Origin of the sequence: Streptomyces venezuelae (genome assembly GCF_008642355.1) — a bacterium.
GTDB classification, from domain to species: domain Bacteria; phylum Actinomycetota; class Actinomycetes; order Streptomycetales; family Streptomycetaceae; genus Streptomyces; species Streptomyces venezuelae_B.
Genome location: NZ_CP029193.1, coordinates 658188 through 677858 on the forward strand (window position 1 = coordinate 658188; position 19671 = coordinate 677858).

General features: G+C 72.9%; 22 protein-coding genes. 11 read left to right on the top strand and 11 right to left on the bottom strand.

All coding sequences use genetic code 11. The annotated features are described in order from the left end of the window. Positions 1 to 90: 90 nt before the first annotated feature. Together DEJ47_RS36230 and DEJ47_RS36235 are read right to left on the bottom strand one after the other, a co-directional pair. A complete protein-coding gene (locus DEJ47_RS36230) occupies positions 91 to 273 on the bottom strand; it encodes a hypothetical protein (protein ID WP_190415244.1) in 183 nt (60 codons plus the stop codon). A gap of 61 nt (positions 274 to 334) precedes the next feature. Continuing rightward, positions 335 to 487 (bottom strand): NAD(P)-binding domain-containing protein, encoded by a 153-nt coding sequence (locus tag DEJ47_RS36235; protein ID WP_164440791.1) that lies wholly within the window; start codon positions 485 to 487, stop codon positions 335 to 337. A 57-nt stretch (positions 488 to 544) separates the two neighbouring features. Between DEJ47_RS36235 and DEJ47_RS02855 the strand changes: the two genes are divergently transcribed. Beyond that, the gene (locus DEJ47_RS02855) at positions 545 to 1528 is read left to right on the top strand and encodes an SDR family oxidoreductase (protein ID WP_190415246.1); all 984 of its coding nucleotides are present in this window, start codon (positions 545 to 547) and stop codon (positions 1526 to 1528) included. Here DEJ47_RS02855 and DEJ47_RS02860 read toward each other — a convergent pair. The 3 genes from DEJ47_RS02860 to DEJ47_RS02870 are packed head-to-tail and all read right to left on the bottom strand — an operon-like array spanning position 1455 to position 4414. Then, a complete protein-coding gene (locus DEJ47_RS02860) occupies positions 1455 to 2288 on the bottom strand; it encodes an enoyl-CoA hydratase/isomerase family protein (RefSeq protein ID WP_150164591.1) in 834 nt (277 codons plus the stop codon). The genes DEJ47_RS02855 and DEJ47_RS02860 overlap by 74 nt on opposite strands. A gap of 38 nt (positions 2289 to 2326) precedes the next feature. Beyond that, the gene (locus DEJ47_RS02865) at positions 2327 to 3088 is read right to left on the bottom strand and encodes a PIG-L deacetylase family protein (protein WP_150164593.1); all 762 of its coding nucleotides are present in this window, start codon (positions 3086 to 3088) and stop codon (positions 2327 to 2329) included. Between the two features lie 24 nt (positions 3089 to 3112). After that, positions 3113 to 4414 carry an alpha/beta fold hydrolase gene (locus tag DEJ47_RS02870; protein ID WP_150164595.1) on the bottom strand — a complete coding sequence of 434 codons (1302 nt, stop codon included), beginning with the start codon at positions 4412 to 4414 and terminating at the stop codon, positions 3113 to 3115. 119 nt (positions 4415 to 4533) lie between these two features. Between DEJ47_RS02870 and DEJ47_RS02875 the strand changes: the two genes are divergently transcribed. Genes DEJ47_RS02875 through DEJ47_RS02890 form a run of 4 tightly spaced genes read left to right on the top strand, consistent with a single transcriptional unit; the run spans position 4534 to position 8633 of the window. Further along, positions 4534 to 5295 carry a (Fe-S)-binding protein gene (locus tag DEJ47_RS02875; protein WP_150164597.1) on the top strand — a complete coding sequence of 254 codons (762 nt, stop codon included), beginning with the start codon at positions 4534 to 4536 and terminating at the stop codon, positions 5293 to 5295. Beyond that, entirely contained in the window at positions 5292 to 6803 is a 1512-nt protein-coding gene (locus DEJ47_RS02880) for a LutB/LldF family L-lactate oxidation iron-sulfur protein (protein WP_150164599.1), read from the top strand. The genes DEJ47_RS02875 and DEJ47_RS02880 overlap by 4 nt, the downstream gene beginning before the upstream one ends. Continuing rightward, on the top strand, positions 6800 to 7447 hold the full coding sequence (locus DEJ47_RS02885) for a lactate utilization protein C (protein ID WP_150164601.1): 648 nt from the start codon (positions 6800 to 6802) through the stop codon (positions 7445 to 7447). The genes DEJ47_RS02880 and DEJ47_RS02885 overlap by 4 nt, the downstream gene beginning before the upstream one ends. 22 nt (positions 7448 to 7469) lie before the next feature. Continuing rightward, a complete protein-coding gene (locus DEJ47_RS02890; protein ID WP_150164603.1) occupies positions 7470 to 8633 on the top strand; it encodes an ABC transporter ATP-binding protein in 1164 nt (387 codons plus the stop codon). A 64-nt stretch (positions 8634 to 8697) separates the two neighbouring features. Here the strand turns inward: DEJ47_RS02890 and DEJ47_RS02895 are convergent, their stop codons facing one another. The 3 genes from DEJ47_RS02895 to DEJ47_RS02905 are packed head-to-tail and all read right to left on the bottom strand — an operon-like array spanning position 8698 to position 11005. Continuing rightward, positions 8698 to 9639, bottom strand: coding sequence for an ABC transporter substrate-binding protein (locus DEJ47_RS02895; RefSeq protein WP_150164605.1), 942 nt, complete (start codon positions 9637 to 9639; stop codon positions 8698 to 8700). Next, positions 9636 to 10319: an ABC transporter permease gene (locus DEJ47_RS02900; protein WP_150175400.1), complete on the bottom strand. Its 684-nt coding sequence runs from the start codon at positions 10317 to 10319 to the stop codon at positions 9636 to 9638. Before DEJ47_RS02900 ends, DEJ47_RS02895 begins: the two co-directional genes overlap by 4 nt. Then, positions 10316 to 11005 carry an ABC transporter permease gene (locus DEJ47_RS02905; protein ID WP_150164607.1) on the bottom strand — a complete coding sequence of 230 codons (690 nt, stop codon included), beginning with the start codon at positions 11003 to 11005 and terminating at the stop codon, positions 10316 to 10318. The genes DEJ47_RS02900 and DEJ47_RS02905 overlap by 4 nt, the downstream gene beginning before the upstream one ends. Before the next feature lie 208 nt (positions 11006 to 11213). Between DEJ47_RS02905 and DEJ47_RS02910 the strand changes: the two genes are divergently transcribed. Continuing rightward, positions 11214 to 11576: an ArsR/SmtB family transcription factor gene (locus DEJ47_RS02910; protein WP_150164609.1), complete on the top strand. Its 363-nt coding sequence runs from the start codon at positions 11214 to 11216 to the stop codon at positions 11574 to 11576. Next, entirely contained in the window at positions 11573 to 11884 is a 312-nt protein-coding gene (locus DEJ47_RS02915; protein WP_150164610.1) for a hypothetical protein, read from the top strand. The genes DEJ47_RS02910 and DEJ47_RS02915 overlap by 4 nt, the downstream gene beginning before the upstream one ends. 570 nt (positions 11885 to 12454) lie before the next feature. Here DEJ47_RS02915 and DEJ47_RS02920 read toward each other — a convergent pair. Together DEJ47_RS02920 and DEJ47_RS02925 are read right to left on the bottom strand one after the other, a co-directional pair. Beyond that, positions 12455 to 13357 carry a serine hydrolase gene (locus DEJ47_RS02920; protein WP_150164612.1) on the bottom strand — a complete coding sequence of 301 codons (903 nt, stop codon included), beginning with the start codon at positions 13355 to 13357 and terminating at the stop codon, positions 12455 to 12457. Further along, the gene (locus DEJ47_RS02925) at positions 13354 to 14334 is read right to left on the bottom strand and encodes a LysR family transcriptional regulator (protein ID WP_223828209.1); all 981 of its coding nucleotides are present in this window, start codon (positions 14332 to 14334) and stop codon (positions 13354 to 13356) included. The genes DEJ47_RS02920 and DEJ47_RS02925 overlap by 4 nt, the downstream gene beginning before the upstream one ends. Positions 14335 to 14419: 85 nt before the next feature. Between DEJ47_RS02925 and DEJ47_RS02930 the strand changes: the two genes are divergently transcribed. From DEJ47_RS02930 to DEJ47_RS02940, 3 genes are all read left to right on the top strand, one after another. Next, positions 14420 to 15892: a peptidoglycan D,D-transpeptidase FtsI family protein gene (locus DEJ47_RS02930; protein WP_150164616.1), complete on the top strand. Its 1473-nt coding sequence runs from the start codon at positions 14420 to 14422 to the stop codon at positions 15890 to 15892. Between the two features lie 178 nt (positions 15893 to 16070). Continuing rightward, positions 16071 to 16628 (top strand): hypothetical protein, encoded by a 558-nt coding sequence (locus tag DEJ47_RS02935; protein ID WP_150164618.1) that lies wholly within the window; start codon positions 16071 to 16073, stop codon positions 16626 to 16628. A gap of 107 nt (positions 16629 to 16735) precedes the next feature. Then, positions 16736 to 17929, top strand: coding sequence for an FAD-dependent oxidoreductase (locus DEJ47_RS02940; protein ID WP_150164620.1), 1194 nt, complete (start codon positions 16736 to 16738; stop codon positions 17927 to 17929). 36 nt (positions 17930 to 17965) lie between these two features. On the opposite strand, the gene DEJ47_RS02945 is transcribed toward DEJ47_RS02940, so the two are convergent. Then, the gene (locus DEJ47_RS02945) at positions 17966 to 18553 is read right to left on the bottom strand and encodes a TetR/AcrR family transcriptional regulator (RefSeq protein ID WP_150164622.1); all 588 of its coding nucleotides are present in this window, start codon (positions 18551 to 18553) and stop codon (positions 17966 to 17968) included. Positions 18554 to 18694: 141 nt separating this feature from the next. Here DEJ47_RS02945 and DEJ47_RS02950 point away from each other — a divergent pair, with 141 nt between their 5' ends. After that, entirely contained in the window at positions 18695 to 19612 is a 918-nt protein-coding gene (locus DEJ47_RS02950; protein ID WP_150164624.1) for a class I SAM-dependent methyltransferase, read from the top strand. Positions 19613 to 19671: the final 59 nt, after the last annotated feature.

Here is a 19671-nt window from a genome sequence, read left to right on the forward strand (position 1 = left end):
ACCGGTCGGCCTCCCGGGCCGGGATGCCCTGCCGGGCGGCCCAGTCGGTGAGGGTCGCCAGGTACGCGTAGTGGGCGCTCAGCGTGCCCGTCAGCGTGGAGGACACGGTGTGGTCCGCCTCGCCGCGACGGGCAGCGCGCCGCCGAGCCCGTCGAAGAAGGTGTCGACGACCGGGTGGGCCGGGAAGGTCACGGTGACGGACCTGCGCTCACGCACGGCGGGCAGCGGGATGGCCCGCACCACGGGGGCGGCGGTGCCGAGCAGGTCACGCACCTCGTCGACGCCGACGCTTCTCGCCTCGCGGGGCCCGTACCGCCGCCGGGTTGGCCCACCGCTACCCGAACGTACGGGTGTGCGCCGACAACCAGGAGGTCGCGGACCGCGCCGACAGGTGGATCTCCGTCGGCTTCCGGGCGCCGTCGCACAAGCCGTCCACCATGGCCCGGCCCATCTCGCCGACGCCGATGATCCCGATGCGGTCCGCCACGGTTCTCCCCTGTCATGTCGATGGAGGTTTTGCCTCGCACGAGGTATCCATGCGCGCATGACGGACCACGACACGCCGGGCGGGTCCGGCGGGCTGCCCGGACTGCCCCCGCCTCCCCCGCTGGGCGCGACCGCCCTGCCGCCGGGCACGTACGACGGGACGGTCGTCCTCGTCACGGGTGGCGGAACGGGTCTGGGCAAGGCGGTCGCCGCCGAGTTCGCGCGGCTGGGCGCCGATCTGGTGATCGCGAGCCGCAACGAGGACCGGCTCAGGGCGGCGCGGGACGAACTGGCCGCGCTGGGCGGACGCGTGACGGCCGCGGTCTGCGACATCCGGGACGCCGACCGCGTCGCCGAGGTCTTCGACGCGGCGCGGGAGGCGTACGGGCTGCCGGGGGTGCTGGTGAACAACGCCGCCGCCAACTTTCCCGTGCCCGCCGAGGACATGTCGCCGGGCGCCTGGCGTGCGGTCGTGGACACCACGCTCACGGGCACGTTCCTGATGACGCGGGAGTTCGGCCGCCGTCATCTGGCCGCGGGCGTCCCTGGTTCGGTCATCGACATCGGGGCGTCGTACGCGTGGACGGGCGGCCCCGGATTCGCGCACGGCGCGGCGGCCAAGGCCGGGGTGAAGAGCCTGGTGGAGACCCTCGCGGTGGAGTGGGGGCCGTACGGCATTCAGGTCAACGGCCTGGTGCCGGGGCTGATGCCGCACGACGACATGACCGCGGACATCCGCGGCAACCTGGACCCGGCCGGACCCCTGGCCGCCCGCCAGCCCGCCCTGCGCGTCGGCCTGCCCCGTGAACTGGGCTGGGCCGCCACGTTCCTGGCGTCCCCGTACGCCCGCTTCATCACGGGTCACACGCTGGTGGTCGACGGCGCGAACTGGCAGCGCAGGGGCCTGGTCGGTGCGCCGGTGGTGACGGTGCGGGAGCAGATGGGAAGGGCCGCTTTCGACGGCGGCGCTACTTCCCCTCGAACGCCGCGGGCCGACCCGCCGCCTTCGCCGCGTACCCCTCTCGGGAGTCCTCCGACGTGAGGGTGATCGCCGCGTTCATCGCGACGCGGTCGAGGGCCTCGGTCATCCCCGCGTCGGCGTACGCGTCGATGCCGCGCTTGATGCCCTGCACGGCGAGCGGCGCGTTCGCCGCGATCTCCGCCGCCAGGGCGCGGGACGTCCCGCTCAACTCCGCTGTCGGCACGAACTGTTGGACGAGTCGCAGGCGTTCCGCCGTGGGCGCTTCGATCCGGCGGCCGGTGAGGGCGAGCAGCTTCGCCCACCCCGCACCGGCCTCGCGGGCGATGCGCAGGTCGCCGCCCGCGTCCACGGCGACGCCGAGGCCCGCCTCGGGCAGCGCGAAGACCGCGTCGTCCGCCGCGATCCGTACGTCGGCCATGAGCGCCAGTTCGAAGCCGAAGCCCAGGCAGTACCCCTGGACGGCCGCGACGACCGGCTGCGGGAGCCGGGCGAAGGCCCGGAAGCGCTCATGGGCCCAGCGCAGCCCCTCGTAGTAGTGATGGGTGCGTTCGGCGCCGGAGCGGCCGGTGATCGCGCCGCCCGGCGCCGTGACGTCGATGCCCGCGCAGAACGCCCGGCCCTCGGCGCGCAGCAACACCGCCCTGATGGACCCGTCGAAGCGGATCCGGTCGGCGAACAGGCCGAGTTGGCGGGTGGATTCCCAGCTCCACGCGTTGAGCTTGCGCGGCCGGCAGAGGGTGAGGACGCCGAGTCCGTCCTCGACGTCGAGGCGCAGTCGTTCCTCGCCCTCCGGGATGTCCGTGCCGATGGTGTCGATCACGCGCGCAGGCTACGCGCATCGGCGCGACGACTGAAGACTCAACGGCTGAAGACCTCGAACGCCACCGCGGGCTTCCCTCCGAAGCGCGACGCCAGGGACTGCGCGTTGCCCGTCAGGAACGTACGGCAGTACTTCTCGGGGTCCTCGTCCGTCAACGCCTCGATGTACGTGCGGTGTTCGAGGAGCGAGGCCACCGAACGCTCCAGACCGGCCGTCGCGTCCACGGCGTGCGTGGGCGTCGACGAACCGGCGACGGCGACCCACCGCACACCGTTCCACGGCTCCAGGCCCTGCTCCGCGATGAGCTCCGGGAAGATCCAGCGGTTGCCCGCGTCCGCGGCGGCGTCCAGCGTGGCGCGGCCGACGGCCACGTGGTCGGGGGTGTTCCAGGCGACGCCGCCCCAGGTGTCGCGGTGGTTGAGCGTGATGACCAGCTCGGGGCGGTGCCTGCGGATCGCGGCGGCGATGTCGCGGCGCAGCGCCGTGCCGTACTCGACGACGCCGTCCTTGTGGTCGAGGAACTCCACGGTGTCGACGCCGACGACGGCGGCGCTCGCCCGCTGCTCCCGCTCGCGCAGCGGCCCGCAGGTGGCGGGGTCGATCGTGTCGATGCCGGCCTCGCCACGGGTGGCCAGGAGGTACGCGACCTCCCGGCCGCCGTCGGTCCAGCCCGCGATGGCCGCCGCGCACCCGTACTCCAGGTCGTCCGGGTGGGCGACGACGGCGAGCGCGCGCCGCCAGTCCTCGGGCATGGGGGTGAGCTGGTCGGCGGGGGCGGCTGAAGTCTGCGGCTCGGTCATGATTCCCAGCCTAGCCGCGGCGCCTCAGGCTTCGCCGTGCACCAGTGCGAGGAGCCGGTCGAGCACGCGTGGTCCGCTGACGCGCAGTCCGTCGTGCTCGAACTCGTCGGTGACCCAGGTGCGCAGGCCGCGGATGGCGCGGGCGGTGCGCAGGGAGTGCTCCGTGTCGACGTACAGGTCGTCGTGGTAGATCGCCGCTGCCGTCGGCACCTCGTTCGCGGCGAGGCGTCCGGTGTCGTACAGGCGCGGCCAGTCGGTGCGCTCGGCGAGGAGGTCGGCGGTCTCGCGCAGGGGGCGCAGCGCCGGGTCGCTGTCGAACATCCAGCGCTGCACGGCCTCTCCGGTGAAGAGCAGCGGGGCGTCGCCCGCCAGTGTCTTCTCCGGGTCGAACTGCGGGAACTCGCCGCGCGTCCGCTCGGCCGACCAGGCGGTGGGGCGCCCGCCCTGGCCGTAGATCGCCTCGTGCAGGACGGCGAAGAGCGGGTTGCCCGCATACGAGAGGGCCGTACGCATGTTCTCCAGGAAGGCGTCGGAGAGCGCGGGCCCGGCCGGGGTGGGCACGAAGGCGTCCTCCAAGAGGTAGTGCAGGCGGTGGCTGCCGTCGCCCGTGCCGAGGAGCATGCCGAGGGACTGGAAGGCCGGGACGGTCAGCCTGTAGCCGCCCTCCAGGACGGTGTCGTGCTCCGCGAGGTGGGCGGCGATGCGGCGGGCGCGCTCGACGTCCTGGGGGTAGCGGGCGTAGTGCGCTGCGGTCTTGCGCTCCATGCGCGGGTAGGCCGCGCGGTACACGTCGTCCGCGTGGCCGTCGAGGGTGGGCAGGCCGCCGGTGATCAGGGCGGCGGCGAGGCCCTCGGGCGCCGACGACAGGTAGTGGGTGGCGCAGAAGCCGCCGAAGCTCTGCCCGAGGACGGTCCAGGGGGCGCCGCCCGTCACCTGGGGACGGATGGCCTCGCAGTCGCGGACGATGGAGTCGGCGCGGAAGTGGGCGAGGTAGTCGGCCTGTTCGCGGGGTCCGCCGCGCAGCGGGAGCGTCTGGCGGTTGGCGGGCGTGGAGCTGCCGGTGCCGCGCTGGTCGACGAGGAGGACGCGGTAGTCCTGGAGGGCGCGGGCGAGCCAGGACTCCGCGCCGTTGAAGCGCGTGGCACCGAACCCCGGGCCGCCCTGGAGGTAGACCAGCCAGGGCCGGTCCGCGCCGCCGCGTGACGCAGAGACCGCTTCGCGCGCGAAGATCTCGATCCGCTCCCCCGTCGGGTCGTCGTGGTCGAGCGGCACGCTGAAGCGGCGGTCGGCGAGTACGACTCCAGGCTGACGGTACGAGAAGGTCACTGGGGCTCCTGGCGGGTGGCGGATGGGTGTCTGCGCAGGGCCAGTCCAGCACACACGTGGAGCCGGAGGGCTGCCGGGTACGCTGCATCCATCCGATGACCGACTGGGAGGAGCCCGCGATGCGTGTCGCTCTGTTCCTGACCTGCGTCAACGACACGCTGTATCCGGGGACGGGTCGGGCCGTGGTGAAACTGCTGACCAGACTGGGAGTTGACGTCGACTTCCCGATGGCGCAGACCTGCTGCGGGCAGGCGCACTACAACACCGGCTATCGGCATCAGGCCGAGCCGCTGGCCCGGCATTTCTCCGATGTCTTCGGTTCGGACGCGTACGACGCGGTCGTGACGCCGTCGGGGTCGTGCGGGGCGATGGTGCGGGAACTGTACCCGCGCATGGGTGAGCGGGCCCGTGCGGAGGGCCGGGGCGGCGGTCTGGCGCGGGCGGTCGCGCCGGTGGTCCCGAAGACGTACGAACTCACGGAGTTCCTGGTGGACGTCCTCGGTGTCACCGATGTGGGCGCCTACTACCCGCACACGGTGACGTACCACCCGACCTGTCACGGGTTGCGCGCGCTGGGGCTCGCCGACCGGCCCACGCGGCTCCTGCGGGCGGTCAAGGGACTGGAGTTGGTCGAGCTGCCCGGCGCCGAGGAGTGCTGCGGTTTCGGCGGCACCTTCGCCGTGAAGAACGCCGACGTCTCGGCCGCGATGGGCGCCGACAAGGTGCGCAACGCCGAGTCGACCGGGGCGGAGGTGCTGTGCGCGGCGGACAACTCCTGCCTGATGCACATCGGCGGGACGATGACCCGGCTGCGCACGGCCGTACGTCCCGTGCACATCGCGGAGATCCTGGCGAGCACGGAAGAGGAGGCCTCGTCATGAGCGGCGGCACGTTCGTCGGCATGCCCGCGTTCCCGGCGGCCGCGCGGGAGGCGGTCGGGAACACCACGCTGCGGGCCAACCTGCGGCACGCCACGCACACCATCCGCGACAAGCGGGCCCGTGCCGTCGCCGAGCTGTCCGACTGGGACCGGCTGCGCGAGGCGGGCAAGCGGATCAAGGACCACACGCTGCGCCACCTCGACCGCTACCTCGTGCAGTTGGAGGAGTCCGTCGAGCGGGCGGGCGGCACCGTGCACTGGGCGGCCGACGCCGAGGAGGCGAACCGCATCGTCGCCGGCCTGGTGCGGGCCACCGGCGAGACGGAGGTCGTCAAGGTCAAGTCGATGGCGACGCAGGAGATCGGCCTCAACGAAGCCCTGGAGGCGGAGGGCATCCGTGCCTACGAGACCGACCTCGCCGAGCTCATCGTGCAGCTCGGCCACGACCGGCCCTCGCACATCCTGGTGCCCGCCATCCACCGCAACCGCGGGGAGATCCGTGACATTTTCCGCGAGGAGATGGCCGGCTGGGGCCGCCCGGCGCCGGACGGTCTCACCGACACCCCGGCCGAGCTGGCGGAGGCGGCGCGGCTGCACCTGCGGGAGAAGTTCCTGCGCGCCAAGGTGGGGATCTCCGGGGCCAACTTCATGGTCGCCGAGACCGGCACGCTGGTCGTCGTGGAGTCGGAGGGCAACGGCCGGATGTGCCTCACGCTGCCCGAGACGCTGATTTCCGTCGTCGGCATCGAGAAGGTCGTGCCCGCGTGGCGTGACCTGGAAGTGTTCCTCCAGACGCTCCCCCGCTCCTCGACCGCCGAGCGCATGAACCCGTACACGTCGATGTGGACGGGCACGACCGACGAGGACGGCCCGAGCACCTTCCACCTCGTCCTGCTCGACAACGGCCGCACCGACACCCTCGCCGACGAGGTGGGCCGTCAGGCGCTGCGCTGCATCCGCTGCTCGGCGTGTCTCAACGTCTGCCCGGTGTACGAGCGGGCGGGCGGGCACGCGTACGGGTCGGTCTACCCGGGGCCCATCGGCGCGATCCTCAGCCCGCAGCTCCGGGGCACCGGGAGCGAGATCGACGCCTCGCTGCCGTACGCGTCCTCGCTCTGCGGGGCCTGCTACGAGGTGTGCCCGGTGGCGATCGACATCCCCGAGGTCCTCGTGCACCTGCGGGAGCGGGTCGTGCAGGGCGGCGAGGCGACGCGGGGCGGCAACAGGGTGACGCTGAAGCCCGCCAAGGGGCACGCGGCGGAGCGGGCGGCGATGCGCGCGGCGGGTCTCGCGTTCGCCCGGCCGGGTGCGCTCCGCGCGGGTCAGCGTCTGGCGTCGCGGACCCGGCGGCTCCATCCGCGCGCGCTCCCCGGGCCCGGCAGGGCGTGGAGCGCGACGCGGGATCTGCCGGAGGTGCCGGTGGAGCCGTTCCGTGACTGGTGGCAGCGCACGCGGGGCGGCGGCGGTGGCAGCGGAGACGACCGTACGACGGAAGGAAACGGCAGGTGAGCGGCAGGGACCGGGTTCTGGGGCGCGTGCGGCGGGCGCTCGCCGACGTGCCGGCCGACGGCCTCGCGTACGAACAGGCGGTGGACCGCGGGTACGCGCGCGAGCACGGGGAGCGGACCGCCGAGGAGACCGTGGACCTGCTCGCGGAGAACCTCGCGGACTACCGCGCGATCGTGCACCGCTGCACGGAGGACGAGGTGGCCGGTCTGCTGATGCGGCTGTACGCGGAGCGCGGTTCCCGGACCGTGCTCGTGCCGCCGGAGCTGCCGCCGCACTGGCCGGCGGCCGTCGGCCCCGTGCGGATCCACGACCGCGCGGTGAGCACCCCGCACGAGCTCGACCGGGTCGACAGCGTCCTGACGGGGTGCGCCGTCGCGATCGCCGAGACCGGCACGATCGTGCTGGACGGCTCACCGGACCAGGGCCGCCGCCGCATCACCCTGGTGCCGGACCACCACGTCTGCGTCGTCCGGGTGCCCGGACAGGTCGTCGCCTCGGTGCCGCAGGCCCTCGAACGGCTCGACCCTGCGCGGCCTCTGACCTGGATCTCGGGGCCCTCCGCGACCAGCGACATCGAGCTCGACCGGGTCGAGGGAGTACATGGACCGCGCACCCTTGAGGTGGTGTTGATGAGCGGCGCGTGACGGGCGCGGCTAGCGTGAGGGCATGATCCGGTTCGAGCAGGTGACCAAGCGCTATCCGGACGGCACGACAGCCGTGGACGACCTCTCCTTCGAGGTCGCCGAGGGCGAACTGGTCACGCTCGTCGGCCCCTCGGGCTGCGGCAAGACCACCACGATGATGATGGTGAACCGCCTCATCGAACCGACGTCGGGCCGCATCTTCGTGAACGGCGAGAACATCGCCGACGTCGACCCGGTGCGCCTGCGCCGCCGTATCGGCTACGTCATCCAGCAGGTCGGCCTCTTCCCGCACCGCACGATCCTCGACAACACGGCGACCGTCCCCGCCCTGGTCGGCTGGAAGAAGGCGAAGGCACGGGCACGGGCGGCGGAGCTCCTCGAACTGGTGGGCCTTGACCCGAAGACGTACGGCTCCCGGTACCCCGAACAGCTCTCCGGCGGCCAGCGCCAGCGCGTCGGCGTGGCCAGGGCGCTCGCCGCGGACCCGCCCGTGCTGCTGATGGACGAGCCGTTCGGCGCCGTCGACCCGGTGGTGCGCGAGCAGTTGCAGGACGAGTTCCTGCGGATGCAGGCCGCGGTCCGCAAGACGGTGCTGCTGGTCACGCACGACATCGAGGAGGCGGTCCGGCTCGGCGACCGGATCGCGGTGTACGGGCAGGGGCGCATCGAGCAGTTCGACACGCCGGGGGCGGTGCTCGGGGCGCCCGAGACGCCGTACGTCGCCGAGTTCGTGGGCGCCGACCGGGGCCTGAAGCGGCTCTCCGTCACCGAGATCCGGACCGACGACCTGGAGGAGCCGCCGCTCGCCCGGCTCGACGAACCCGCCGCGCAGGCCGCGGCCCGGCTGCGCGAGGAAGAGGCGCGGTGGGCCGTCGTCCTCGACACCGACGGCGACCTGCACGGCTGGGTGGGCCTCGACGAGCTGGCGCTCGCCGGCACCGGCGGCACGGTCGGCGACCTGGCGCACCGCATGAAGTCCTGGGTGCCGGTCGGCGCCCCGCTCAAGCAGGCCTTCGGCGTGATGCTGCAGCATGACGCGGGGTGGGTCGCGGTGCTCGACGGGGCGCGTTTCCTCGGCGTGCTCACCCCGGCGAAGCTGCATGAGGCGCTGCGCCGCTCGGTGGACGCGGACGCGCAGGGCATCGAGCGGGCCGAGGTGTGGTTCGACTCGGTGTCAGACGCCTAGAGCGCCCGTGAGGGGCGCGGGGAACCGCGCGACACGCCGCGTCCGACCGGCGGGTGAAGGCCGGTCAGAGCAACCCTTTGTCCCGCAGATAGTTCTCCGCGACGTCCCGCGGCAGTCGCCGCCAGCTGTCGACCTGTTCGTTCATCGATGCCAGGTCCGACGTCGTCAGGACGGGATTGAGGCGACCGAGCGCGGCGGCGACGCCCTCGCTGCCCGCCCGTGAGCGGTTCACGACGGGCACGAGGTAGTCGGCGTTCTGCAGCTTCTTGTCGTCCTTGAGCAGCACCAGACCGAAGTCGTCCAGGGTCGCGTCCGTGGACGTGGTGAGCACCATCTGGTCCTGGCCGCCCTGGACGGCTTTCTTGGCCTGGGTCGTGCCGACGCCCTTGGGGTCGACTCCGGTGATGTCGATGCCGTACACCTTCTTCAGGCCCGGGGCGCAGTAGGGGCGCTGCACGCATTCGTCGCCCGCGGCGAGCCGTACCTTGAGACCCGACCGGCCGAGGTCGCTGAGGGTCTTGAGCTCGTGCTGCTCGGCGTAGGACGCGGCGACGGCGAAGGCGTTCTGGTCGACGGCCTTGCCCGGGTCGAGGACGGTGAGACCGCGGGGGGCGGCGAGGCGGCGCAGGGCCTTCATGGTCGCGTCGAGGTCGGGCGAGCCGACGGGCCGCGCGTCGGCGCCGTTCTTCTTGGCGTTGAGCCAGTCGGCGAAGGTCGCCGCGTACTCGGGGACGACGTCGATCTGGCCGGACTCCAGGGCGGGTTCGTACAGCTCGCGGTTGGCGACGGACAGGATGCGCGTGCTGTAGCCCGCCTTGTTCAGGAGCAGTGTGTACATCTGGGCGAGCAGGTCGGACTCGGTGAAGCCCGCGGAGCCGACGACGAGGCTCTTGCTGTCGCCGGGAGGCTCCGTGACCTCGCCCCTGGTCTCCAGGGAGGGGCCGGTCGCGCAGCCGCCGAGGAGCAGCAGGGCCGCGGCGCCCGCGACGCCCGTACGCCGCCTCATCCTCCGGCCCTCCCCCGGTTCCGCGCCCACCCCGGAGCGAACCGTTCGGCGACCTCGAAGGCGGCCTCCACGAGCAGCGCGAACACGGCGACGAGGATGGCGCCTGCCACGACCTGCGGGGTGCTCGCCAGGTTGAAGCCCGCCGTGATGATCCGGCCGAGTCCGCCGCCGCCCGCGAGCGCGGCGATGGTGGCGGTGGCGACGAGCTGCACCGCGGCGATGCGGATGCCGCTGAGCACCAGCGGCAGGGCGAGCGGCAGTTCGACGCGCCACAGCATCTGCCGTCCGGTCATGCCCATGCCGCGCGCCGCCTGGACGACGCCGCGGTCGACGCCGCGCATGCCGACGTACGCGTTGGTGAGCAGGGGCGGTACGGCGAACAGGACGAGCGCGACGACGGTCGGGCCGTCGCCCCACGTGCCGAGCGGGGTGAGGAGCAGCAGGACGAGGACGGCGAAGGTGGGGACGGCGCGGCCGACGTTGGAGATGTTCACGGCGAGCGCGCCGCCCTTGCCGAGGTGGCCGAGGACGAGCGCGACGGGCAGGGCGATGAGGCAGCTGAGCAGCAGACAGACGACGGTGAGGACGAGGTGCTGGGTGAGCCGGTGCCAGATGCCGTCGTCGCCGGCCCAGTGCGCCGGGTCGGTGAGCCACGACCAGGCGTCGCCGAGTGTCGTCATGGGCGTACCGCCCTCGTCGCCCGTTCCCATGGGGTGAGGACGCGTTGGACGCCGAGCAGCAGCAGGTCGGCGGCGACGGCGATGACGACGCAGAGCACGGACGCGGTGAGCACCTGCGCTTTGAAGTAGGTGTTCATGCCGGTGTAGATGAGGTTGCCGAGCCCGCCGAAGCCGACGATGGCGCCGATGGTGACGAGGGAGACGGCGGAGACCGTGGCGATGCGCAGCCCGGCCATGGCGGCGGGCAGCGCGAGCGGGAGTTCGACCGTGAGCAGGAGGCGGACCGGGCCGTAGCCCATGCCGCGGGCGGCCTGCCGGGTGTCCTCGGGGACGGCGCGCAGCCCGGCGAGGATGTTCCGCACGAGCAGGGTCAGCGAGTAGAGGACGAGGCCCGCGACGACGAGTGAGGCGGAGAGTCCGTACACCGGGAGCAGCAGCGAGAACATCGCGAGCGAGGGGATGGTGTACAGGACGGTGGTGAGCGCGAGGACCGGGCCCGCGGCCCATCCCCAGCGGCGGGCGAGCACGGCCAGCGGAACGGCGACGACGAGCGCGATCAGGACGGAGAGCGACGTCAGCTGGAGGTGCTGGACGACCGCGTCGAGCAGGATCTGGCGGCGGGTGCTCAGGTACTCACCGCAGATCCACTCGTTGCGCGCGAGGCAGTCGTCGGGAGGCGCTGTCACCCGTTCATTCAAGGCGCAGGTGCGGGGGGACGGCGCGTTCTGGTGACCCGTACGGGTCGGGGTGGCGTCGTCGCCCGTACGGGTTCCGTGAGGGTCGAGGGCCGACCCTGAGATGTCCCCCATCTGACCCTGAGATGTGTCAGGAATCTTTGACACGTCCTCCGCACAGGTGTCAGCGTTTCTTGACAGGCACCGAGGAGAGACCCCGATGACCGAGGAACCGGTTCCGGAGCCGACGGGCGACGCGCTCCTGAAGGCGCTCACCGCCCTGGGCAATCCACACCGCATGCGGATCGTCGCGGCGCTCACCGAGCGCCGCAACTACGTCAGCGCGCTGGCCCGCGAGATCGGCATGGGCCGCCCTCTGCTGCACATGCACCTGAAGCTGCTCGAGGGGGCCGGCCTCGTCGTCGGTTCGCTCGAGGTGAGCGAGGACGGAAAACAGATGAAGTACTACGAAGTGGCGCCGTTCTTCTACGCGTTGACGCCACAACTCGTCCACCGGGCGGTCCTGACCCTCACGGACACCCGGGAGAAAACCGTGGAGACCGCGAAAGAGGCAGCGAAGTGAACGGACAACTGGTGACGCTCGCCGACGGCGGGGACGTGGGCGACTGGGTCGGAGCGGTCGGCGCGGCAGGGTTCTTCCTGCTGCTGATCGTCCTCGTCTGGCAGATCGCCGCCACCTGGCGCGCCCGGATGCTGGCCGCCCGCGAGGAGCAGTACAAGACGCTCGCCGCGCGGTACGCGCAGCTGCTCGAGGACAACGTCGAGCTGCACCGGCGCTCCCTGGAGGAGATGCGGCAGACCCGCGAGGAGTTGGCGCAGACCCGGCACACGGTCGGCTCGATGGAGAAGATGATGCGCGAGATCGAATAGCCCGCGCCCCCGGCCCACCCGCACGGGGACCCGCCGCACGCGGTGCGGCCGGGAGGTGCAGCTCCCGGCCGCGCCCAGGGCGTGAGCACCGCGGCGGACCCGACGGAGAGCAGCGGGAAGAGCCGGAGGGCCGGGCCGCGGTACGTGAGGAGCGGCAGCACGGCCACCACGGCCCCGGTGGCGATCATCAGCGTCGAGTTACGCCGTCCGCACGGTCCTGGTACCGGTCCTGGACCTGGACGTGGACCTCGGCCGGTGGTTCTGGTGGCCGGGGCCCTGGTCGAGGCGCTGGGCCGCGGAACGCGACGGGAGCGCGCCACCGGTGCCGTCGGCTGCGCGGGACACGGCACGGGAACCCGCGTGAGCAGCGGGGCGGGGGCAGGCGTGGGGTGCTGCGGGCGGCGCGTCCGTGGGCCTGAGGTGCGGCGTCGGCCGCGTGCCCGAGGCCCCGGCGCGCATCACGGGCCGAGGGCGCGGCGTCGTCCGCCGACCGCGGGCACGACACTGCCGCAGGCAGGCGCGGCACAGCCGCGGGCAAGCGCCGCGCCGGTCACGGGCCGGGGCGCAGCCTCAGTCGGCGCCTCCTCGCGCCGCCCTCCCCGCCTCCGCCCGCAGCGCGTCGACCGCGATGCGGGACGCCGTGCCGATGACCGCGTCGGCCGCGGGGAGGATCGCCGCGGTGCTCGCGGCGCGGGTGAAGACGGCGACGGCGTAGCGGCCGCCGTCGGGGTACTCGACGACGCCGACCTCGTTGCGCAACGTGGGCAGGCTGCCCGTCTTGCCCGCGACGTGGACGTCGTCGAAGGGGAAGCCCGACGCCATCCGGTGCGGCCAGACCTGGAGGCCGAGGAGGCGGCGCAGCGCGGGACCGTGCTGGGGGGCGCACGCCTCGTCCCGCCAGACGGCGGCGAGGAGGCGGGTCATGTCGCGCGGGGTGCTGCGGTTGCCGCGAGCGGGGTCGAGGGCCCGCAGCCGTGCGATGACGTGGGGATCGGTGAGCGCCTGCGCGCCGCCGGGCCCCGCGTCCTCCTTCATCGTGGCGAGGAGTTCGCCGAAGGTGTGTGTCGCGTGCGTACGGTCCAGGCCGAGCGCGGCGGTGGTCAGGTTGACGGCGTCCAGGCCGACGCGGGCGAGGAGGAGGTCCGCTGCGGTGTTGTCGCTGACGGCCATCATCAGGAAGGCGATGTCGCGCAGGGACATGCGGACGGGGTCGAGCATGGCGGACAGGCCGGTGGGCCCGGGCGTACGCAGGTCCGCGGGGCACTCGACCTGCTCGGTGAGGTCCAACGCCCCCGCCGCGGCCCGCTGGTGGAGCGTCACGAGCAGGCAGAGCTTGTGCACGCTTGCGGTGACGACCGGCTGGTCCGCGCCGAAGTCGACCTCCACGCCGGAGTCGATGTCGACGGCGTGCAGGCGGCCTGTGACACCGGCCTGGGCGAACGCCTCTCGCAGGAGGCCCCGGGTGCTGCTCACAGGTAGTACTCCGCCGCCGGGCGCAGGTGGACGGGGCGCGAGGGCAGGTCGGTGGTCACCGCGGCAGTTTTCCACATGGCGTGCGTCGTGGCGTCGGCGAAGGCGGTGACGGCGGCGTCGCTGCGCCCCTGCGGCCACGCCACCGAGCTGCGCAGGGCGAGGGGCGCTCCGGCCAGCGGGCGCCACACGATCTCGGGATCGTCGACGGGGGCATCGACGGTCCCGTCGACGGAGCGGCTCTCGCGCGGCCGGAAGGCCACGGAGCCGGCGGAGCGGATGAGGCCGCGGATGAAGCTGGGGCCCTGACCGTGCCGGATGGCGGGGGGCGTGTAGCCGTTGCGGGCACAGGTGGTGAGCAGGTCGTCGTGCAGGGCGGGCGCGTTGGCGCGCGGGAAGAGGATCAGGTCGTGGTCGGCGAGGGCGCTCAGCGGCACCTCGTCGCGTGCGGCGGCGGGAGCGTCGCGCGGCAGCAGTACGCCCAGTTCGCGCCGGAGGACGGGGCCGAGGCCGAGGCCCGTGACGTCGCAGGGGTGGTGGATGAGCCCGACGTCGAGGTCGTGCGAGGCGAACCGGGCGAGCTGCTCCGAGGTGGACAGTTCGTGCAGCTCCAGTTCGACGTCCGCGTGCCGCCGCCGGAACTCCGCCAGGATCTCGGCGACGGTCTCCCCGGCGATGTCGGGCGGCAGCGCGGCGCGCAGCAGCCCGGCGTCGCCGTCCCGGATGCGGCGGCTGGTCGCCATCAGGGCCTCCGCGCGGGCCAGCAGCTCGCGGGCTTCGTCAAGGAGGAGCGTCCCGCCCTTGGTGATCGTCACCTGTCGGCTGTTGCGCTCGAAGAGCCGCACCCCGAGCTCACGCTCCAGGCGCTGGATGCGCTGCGACAGGGGCGGCTGAGCCGTGCCGAGACGGGCGGCGGCACGGCCGAAATGTGACTCTTCTGCAACAGCCACGAAGCACCGGAGATGCAGTATCAGGTCCACGAACAGCAACGATATCCGAGTTTGATCGGTACGCCCTCCATATCCATCTTGGACACATCGGCCATGGAGCTGCTCTGCTCGGCTCATGAACAGGACAATGCGGCACATAGCCGTCTTCTGTGGGGTCCTCGTGCTGTCCTTGCTGGTACGAGCCACGTGGGTGCAGTTCGCCCGCGCCGACAGCCTCGCCGAGCACAAGAAGAACCGGCGGGTGCAGATCGACACGTTCAGCGCTCCGCGCGGTGACATCGTCGTCGGCGGCAAGGCGATCACTGGCTCCGTGGCGACGCCGGGTTCCGACCTCAAGTACAAGCGCACCTTCAAGGAAGGTCCGATGTACGCGCCGGTCACCGGCTACTTCTCGCAGGCCCAGGGCGCGACGTTCCTCGAAGGCGTCGAGAACGACCTCCTGAGCGGCAAGGACCGCAGGCTCCTCGGCAGCCCCCTGGATGTCCTGACCAGGGAGAAGCCGCGGCCCGGCGACGTCGTCACCACCATCGACCCCAAGGCGCAGAAGGCCGCCTACAAGGGGCTGACGGATCTCGACGCGAAGGGCGCGGTGGTCGCCATCGACCCGCGCTCCGGCAGGATCCTCGCGATGGCGAGCACCCCTTCGTACGACCCGTCGGTCTTCGCCGGTATCTCCGGCAAGGAGAGCGAGGCGTTCCGGGAGCTCGACCGGCGCAAGGACAAACCGCTGAACAACAGGGCGACGCGCGAGACCTACCCGCCCGGCTCCACCTTCAAGATCCTCACCGCTGCCGCGGCGCTGGAGCACGGCACGGTGACCGACATCGACGCCCCGTCCGGCGCTCGTGCCCCGTACCGGTTGCCGCTCAGCACCACGGAGATCGGCAACGTCGTTCCGAATTCGATGTGCGACGAGGTGTCGATGAAGACGGCGATGCAGTGGTCGTGCAACAACGTCTTCCTGGACGCGGCGCTGAAGACCGGCAAGGACAAGATGCGGGAGACCGCGGAGAAGTTCGGGTTCAACAAGGAGCAGTTCACGCCGGTACGGTCGGCGGCGAGCGCCTACCCGAAGGAACTGGACAAGCCGCAGACCGCGCTGACCGGCATGGGCCAGGGCAGCGTGACCAGCACACCCCTGCAGATGGCCATGACCGTCGCGGGCCTCGCCAACGACGGCAAGGTGATGAAGCCGTACATGGTGGACGAGCTGCGCGGCCCCGACCTGTCGGTGATCGAGAAGGCCGAACCCGAGGTGCTGGACCGCGCCGTCTCCGTGGACACGGCGAAGAAGGTGCAGGCCATGATGGAGCACACGGTGACCGACGGCACGGCGGACAAGGTGCGCATGCGGGGCGTCACCGTGGGCGGCAAGCCGGGCACCGCGCAGCACGGCGCGGATGTGCGCGACGAACGCCCGTACGCGTGGTTCGTCTCGTACGCCAAGCAGCCGGACGGCACGTCACCGGTGGCGGTCGCGGTGCTCGTCGATCCCGAGGACATGGACATCTCCCGCTCCGAGATCGCGGGCGGCCGACTGGGGGCGCCGATCGCGAAGGCGGTGATGGAGGCGGTGCTCAGGCGGTAGCGGTTGCCGTTTCGGTAACGGTTGCCGTTGCCGTTGCCGTTGCCGTTGCCGTACGCGAGGCGTTCGCAGCCGAACCGGCAACTCCCGCTCACATGCGGCTTGTTCAGGGCGGCGGCGGGGCCGTGACCGCGCCGCCCCGGGTGACAGCCGCGAGCTGACGCACCATGATGGTGGCGTCATGGAGACTTCGGGACCGACGCCTCGCTCCCGGCCGCGCAACGGTCGCAGGACCACCGCGCCGCCGGGGGCGGCCGCACGTCCGGCGTCGCGGTCCTCCGTCCTCCCGCTGGCAGGCACGCTGTTCGCCGTCGCCGCGTATCACCTCGTGTTCGGGTCCATGTTCGGGCCCGCGCCCGCGTGGGACACCCGGACGGTCGCCGCCGCGGTCCTGTTCCACACCGCGCTGTCGCTCCGCCTCGCCCTGCCGCAGGACGGGACGGGCCGCACCCGGTGGGCCCTGGCCCGCAGGAGGCCGCGCTCAGGCACCCGCTCCCCCGCGCCGACCGTCGCGCCCCGCCCGGTCGGCGGCGTCTCCCTCGTCCGGACCCTGCGCCTCCTCTGGGCCTTCCTGGCGCGGCTGCTGCGCCCGTTGCGGGCCCCGTCGGCTCTCATGCCACCGCCCTCGACGGCAACGCACCGTCCGACGCGACCGGCCCGCGCGCTCCCCCTCCCCCTCCTCCTCGCGGACGCACTGGTACGACGGGGCCCTCCGGCCCGCCCGCCGCTGACCGTCTGACCCGGCTTCCTGCGCGTCCACCGCGCTGGCCGTCGTGGACGGGAGCGACTCCGGCCTGCCATCCGCATGTTCCGCCTGCTCCGCGTGTTCCGCTGGGAGGGACCCCCATGTCCAAGACCGTCGTCGTCATCGGGGCGGGCCCGTACGGCCTGTCCGCCGCCGCACACCTCAGGGCACGCGGCATGCCCGTACGGATCTTCGGCGCCCCCGTGGCGAGCTGGGCCCGGCGCATGCCCGCCGGCATGCTCCTGCGGACGCCGCCCGCCGCGACCGAACTGGCGACCCCGCGCGAGGGGTTCACGCTCGACGACTACTGCCGCGACGCGGGCGAGCGGCGGCTCGGCGACCACGACCAGGTGCCTGTGGGTCTGTTCCTGCGGTACGGGAGGTGGTTCCGGGAGCGGCTCGTCCCCCGGGTCGAGGACGAGCGGGTGGCCGCGGTCGACCGAGGCGCGGACGGGTTCCGCGTGAAGCTGTCGTCGGGCGAGGTGCTCAGGGCGGGGGCGGTCGTCGTGGCCACCGGACTCACCGGGTTCGCGCATCTGCCCGCACCGCTCGCGGCGGCGGCGTCCGGCGGGCCCGCGGCCCTCGGCCTGATCTCGCACAGCTCCCAGCAGACCGACCCGAGCAGCTTCGCGGGGCGGAGCGTCACCGTCGTCGGAGCCGGTCAGTCCGCACTGGAGAGTGCCGCGCTGCTCCATGAGGCGGGCGCGGACGTGCGGGTGGTGGCACGCGGTCCACGGGTGCGGTTCGACGCGCCGCCGTCGGGACCGCAGTGGCGCCCCGACACCCCGGCGGGCCGCTCCTGGACCCTGTACGGCCTCACGCGTCAGCCCGCCGCGTTCCGTCGGCTGCCCGCGGCCGCCCGGCTCCGGCTCGCCGAGCGCGCGTTGCGGCCGGGCGGGGCGTGGTGGCTCAGGGAGCGGTTCGAGGGCAGAGTGCCCGTCCTCGCGGGGCGGGAGATCACGGGGGCGGAGGCGTACGGCGGTGGGATCACGCTGCGGACGACGACGCCCGACGGGCGTACCCAGACCGTCGAGTCCGAGCACGTCCTGGCCGCGACGGGCTACCGCGTCCAGCTGGAGTCCCTGGAGTTCCTCTCCCCCGAGCTCCGCGCGGACCTGGTACGTGTCGGCGGATTCCCCGTGCTGGACAAGGGTTTCTCCTCCAGCGTGCCGGGCCTGTACTTCACGGGGCCGTCCGCGGTGGCGACGTACGGCCCCGCGATGCGACTGGTCAGCGGCACGCGGTTCGCGGGTCCCCGGCTGACGAAGTCCGTGGCGGCGTGCTGCGACGAGTGAGCGCGCGCCGCCACGGAGCCGGGGGCCGCCGCGCGTTCACCGCGACACGAGCAGGGCGACCAGTCGCTCGGCCTGCTCGCGCGGGTCGGGCGCGCCGGCCCAGCCGCCCGTCATCAGGAGGTGGTGGACGGTGCCGACGAGAGCGAGCGCCGTCATGGCGGTGTCGGTGCCGTCCGCGACGCGGCCGAGCCGCACCTCGGCGTCGAGGTAGTCGGTGAGCGCGCGCTGGATCGCGCAGAAGCCGGGGGACCCCTCCGCCAGTGCGTCGCGGATGTGCCGGGAGGTGGCGTTGCTCGTCAGGGCCAGGCCGACGACCCTCGGGTCGAGGGAGTCGAGGAGCCCGAGCGCGACGCCGGTCAGGTTCGCCGCGACGGTGTCCTGACCCGCACGGCCGGGGAGCCCCTGGGCGCGGGCCGCGGTGCGCGCGAACCGGTCGAGCACGAGCTCGGCGACGAAGGCGTCCACACCTCCGAAGTGCGTGTGCAGTATGCCTTTGGCGCAGTCCGCCTCAGTGGTGATGGCCCGGCTGGTGAGCGCCGCGGCACCCTCGCGCGCGACGATCCGCTCCGCCGCGCCGAACAGCCGCTCGCGTAGATCGGGGATCGCGACTCCGCGCGGTGACATGACTTCCTCCTCGGCATCGACGGCGCCGACACAACTCGGCGCACGTAACGCCCCGTTGCAAGTATGGGCGTTCGCCCATACTGTTTGGGCGAGCGCCCATTCTATCGGTGCGCCCATATCGGCATGCGTCAGGGGGACGGAGTGCAGAGCATCATCAACACCGAGCAGGCACAGGCGTGGAACGGTTACGAGGGTGAGCACTGGGCCGGCAACCAGGAGCGCTGGGACGCGGTGAACGCGGGCTTCAACGCCCCGCTCCTGGACGCCGCTTCGGTCGGCGCCGGCGATCGCGTCCTGGACGTCGGCTGCGGCGCCGGGCAGACGACCCGGCTGGCCGCCCGCCGCGCGCACGGCGGTCACGCGCTGGGCCTCGACCTGTCGGCACCCATGCTGGCCGGGGCACGCCGGGCCGCTCGCCGCGAGGGCCTGGACAACGTCTCCTTCACGCAGGGCGACGCCCAGGTCCACCCGTTCGCCCCGGGCTCGTACGACGTGGCGATCAGCCGTTACGGCGTCCTGTTCTTCGCCGACCCCGTGGCAGGCTTCGGCAACATCGCCCGCGCGCTGCGCCCCGGCGGCCGGGCGGCGTTCATCTGCGGCGCGTACCCCGAGGCCAACGAGTGGCTCCGGGCGTTCGCCGCACTGGGCGACCTGCTCCCCCTGGGCGGCTTCGGCGCTCCCGGCGGCCCCGGCATGTTCTCCCTCGCGGACGCCGCCAGGACGTGCGAGGTACTGTCGGCAGCCGGGTTCGACCACGTCGAGGCGAGGCGGGTCGAGACGTACGGAACGTGGGGCAGGGACGCGGCCGACGCGGCGGCGTTCCTCCTCGACTCGGGCCCCGGCCGCCACCTGACCAGCCAGGTCACCCCCGAGACCCGCACCCGGGCCCACGCCCTCCTCACAGAAACCCTGCGCCCCCACGAGAAGGACGGGGCGCTGCGACTGCGCAGCGCGGCGCTGTTGGTGACGGGCGTGAGGGGGATGAGGGAGACGGGACCGGCACCGAGCCCTGGAGGTGGGCGAGCCGCCTGTCAGGGGCGCGGGGAACTGCGCGGGTAGGGACCACCGGCGGTCGGACGCCCAACAAGCCCCGGCGGCAAGGCGGTGGGCGGCCTTCA

Excerpts from the sequence above, each read along its gene's own strand:
- DEJ47_RS02855 (WP_190415246.1), top strand. The coding sequence starts at position 545 with ATGACGGACCACGACACGCCGGGCGGGTCCGGCGGGCTGCCCGGACTG.
- DEJ47_RS02865 (WP_150164593.1), bottom strand. The coding sequence starts at position 3,088 with ATGACCGAGCCGCAGACTTCAGCCGCCCCCGCCGACCAGCTCACCCCC.
- DEJ47_RS02875 (WP_150164597.1), top strand. The coding sequence starts at position 4,534 with ATGCGTGTCGCTCTGTTCCTGACCTGCGTCAACGACACGCTGTATCCG.
- DEJ47_RS02880 (WP_150164599.1), top strand. The coding sequence starts at position 5,292 with ATGAGCGGCGGCACGTTCGTCGGCATGCCCGCGTTCCCGGCGGCCGCG.
- DEJ47_RS02890 (WP_150164603.1), top strand. The coding sequence starts at position 7,470 with ATGATCCGGTTCGAGCAGGTGACCAAGCGCTATCCGGACGGCACGACA.
- DEJ47_RS02895 (WP_150164605.1), bottom strand. The coding sequence starts at position 9,639 with ATGAGGCGGCGTACGGGCGTCGCGGGCGCCGCGGCCCTGCTGCTCCTC.
- DEJ47_RS02900 (WP_150175400.1), bottom strand. The coding sequence starts at position 10,319 with ATGACGACACTCGGCGACGCCTGGTCGTGGCTCACCGACCCGGCGCAC.
- DEJ47_RS02910 (WP_150164609.1), top strand. The coding sequence starts at position 11,214 with ATGACCGAGGAACCGGTTCCGGAGCCGACGGGCGACGCGCTCCTGAAG.
- DEJ47_RS02930 (WP_150164616.1), top strand. The coding sequence starts at position 14,420 with ATGAACAGGACAATGCGGCACATAGCCGTCTTCTGTGGGGTCCTCGTG.
- DEJ47_RS02935 (WP_150164618.1), top strand. The coding sequence starts at position 16,071 with ATGGAGACTTCGGGACCGACGCCTCGCTCCCGGCCGCGCAACGGTCGC.
- DEJ47_RS02940 (WP_150164620.1), top strand. The coding sequence starts at position 16,736 with ATGTCCAAGACCGTCGTCGTCATCGGGGCGGGCCCGTACGGCCTGTCC.
- DEJ47_RS02945 (WP_150164622.1), bottom strand. The coding sequence starts at position 18,553 with ATGTCACCGCGCGGAGTCGCGATCCCCGATCTACGCGAGCGGCTGTTC.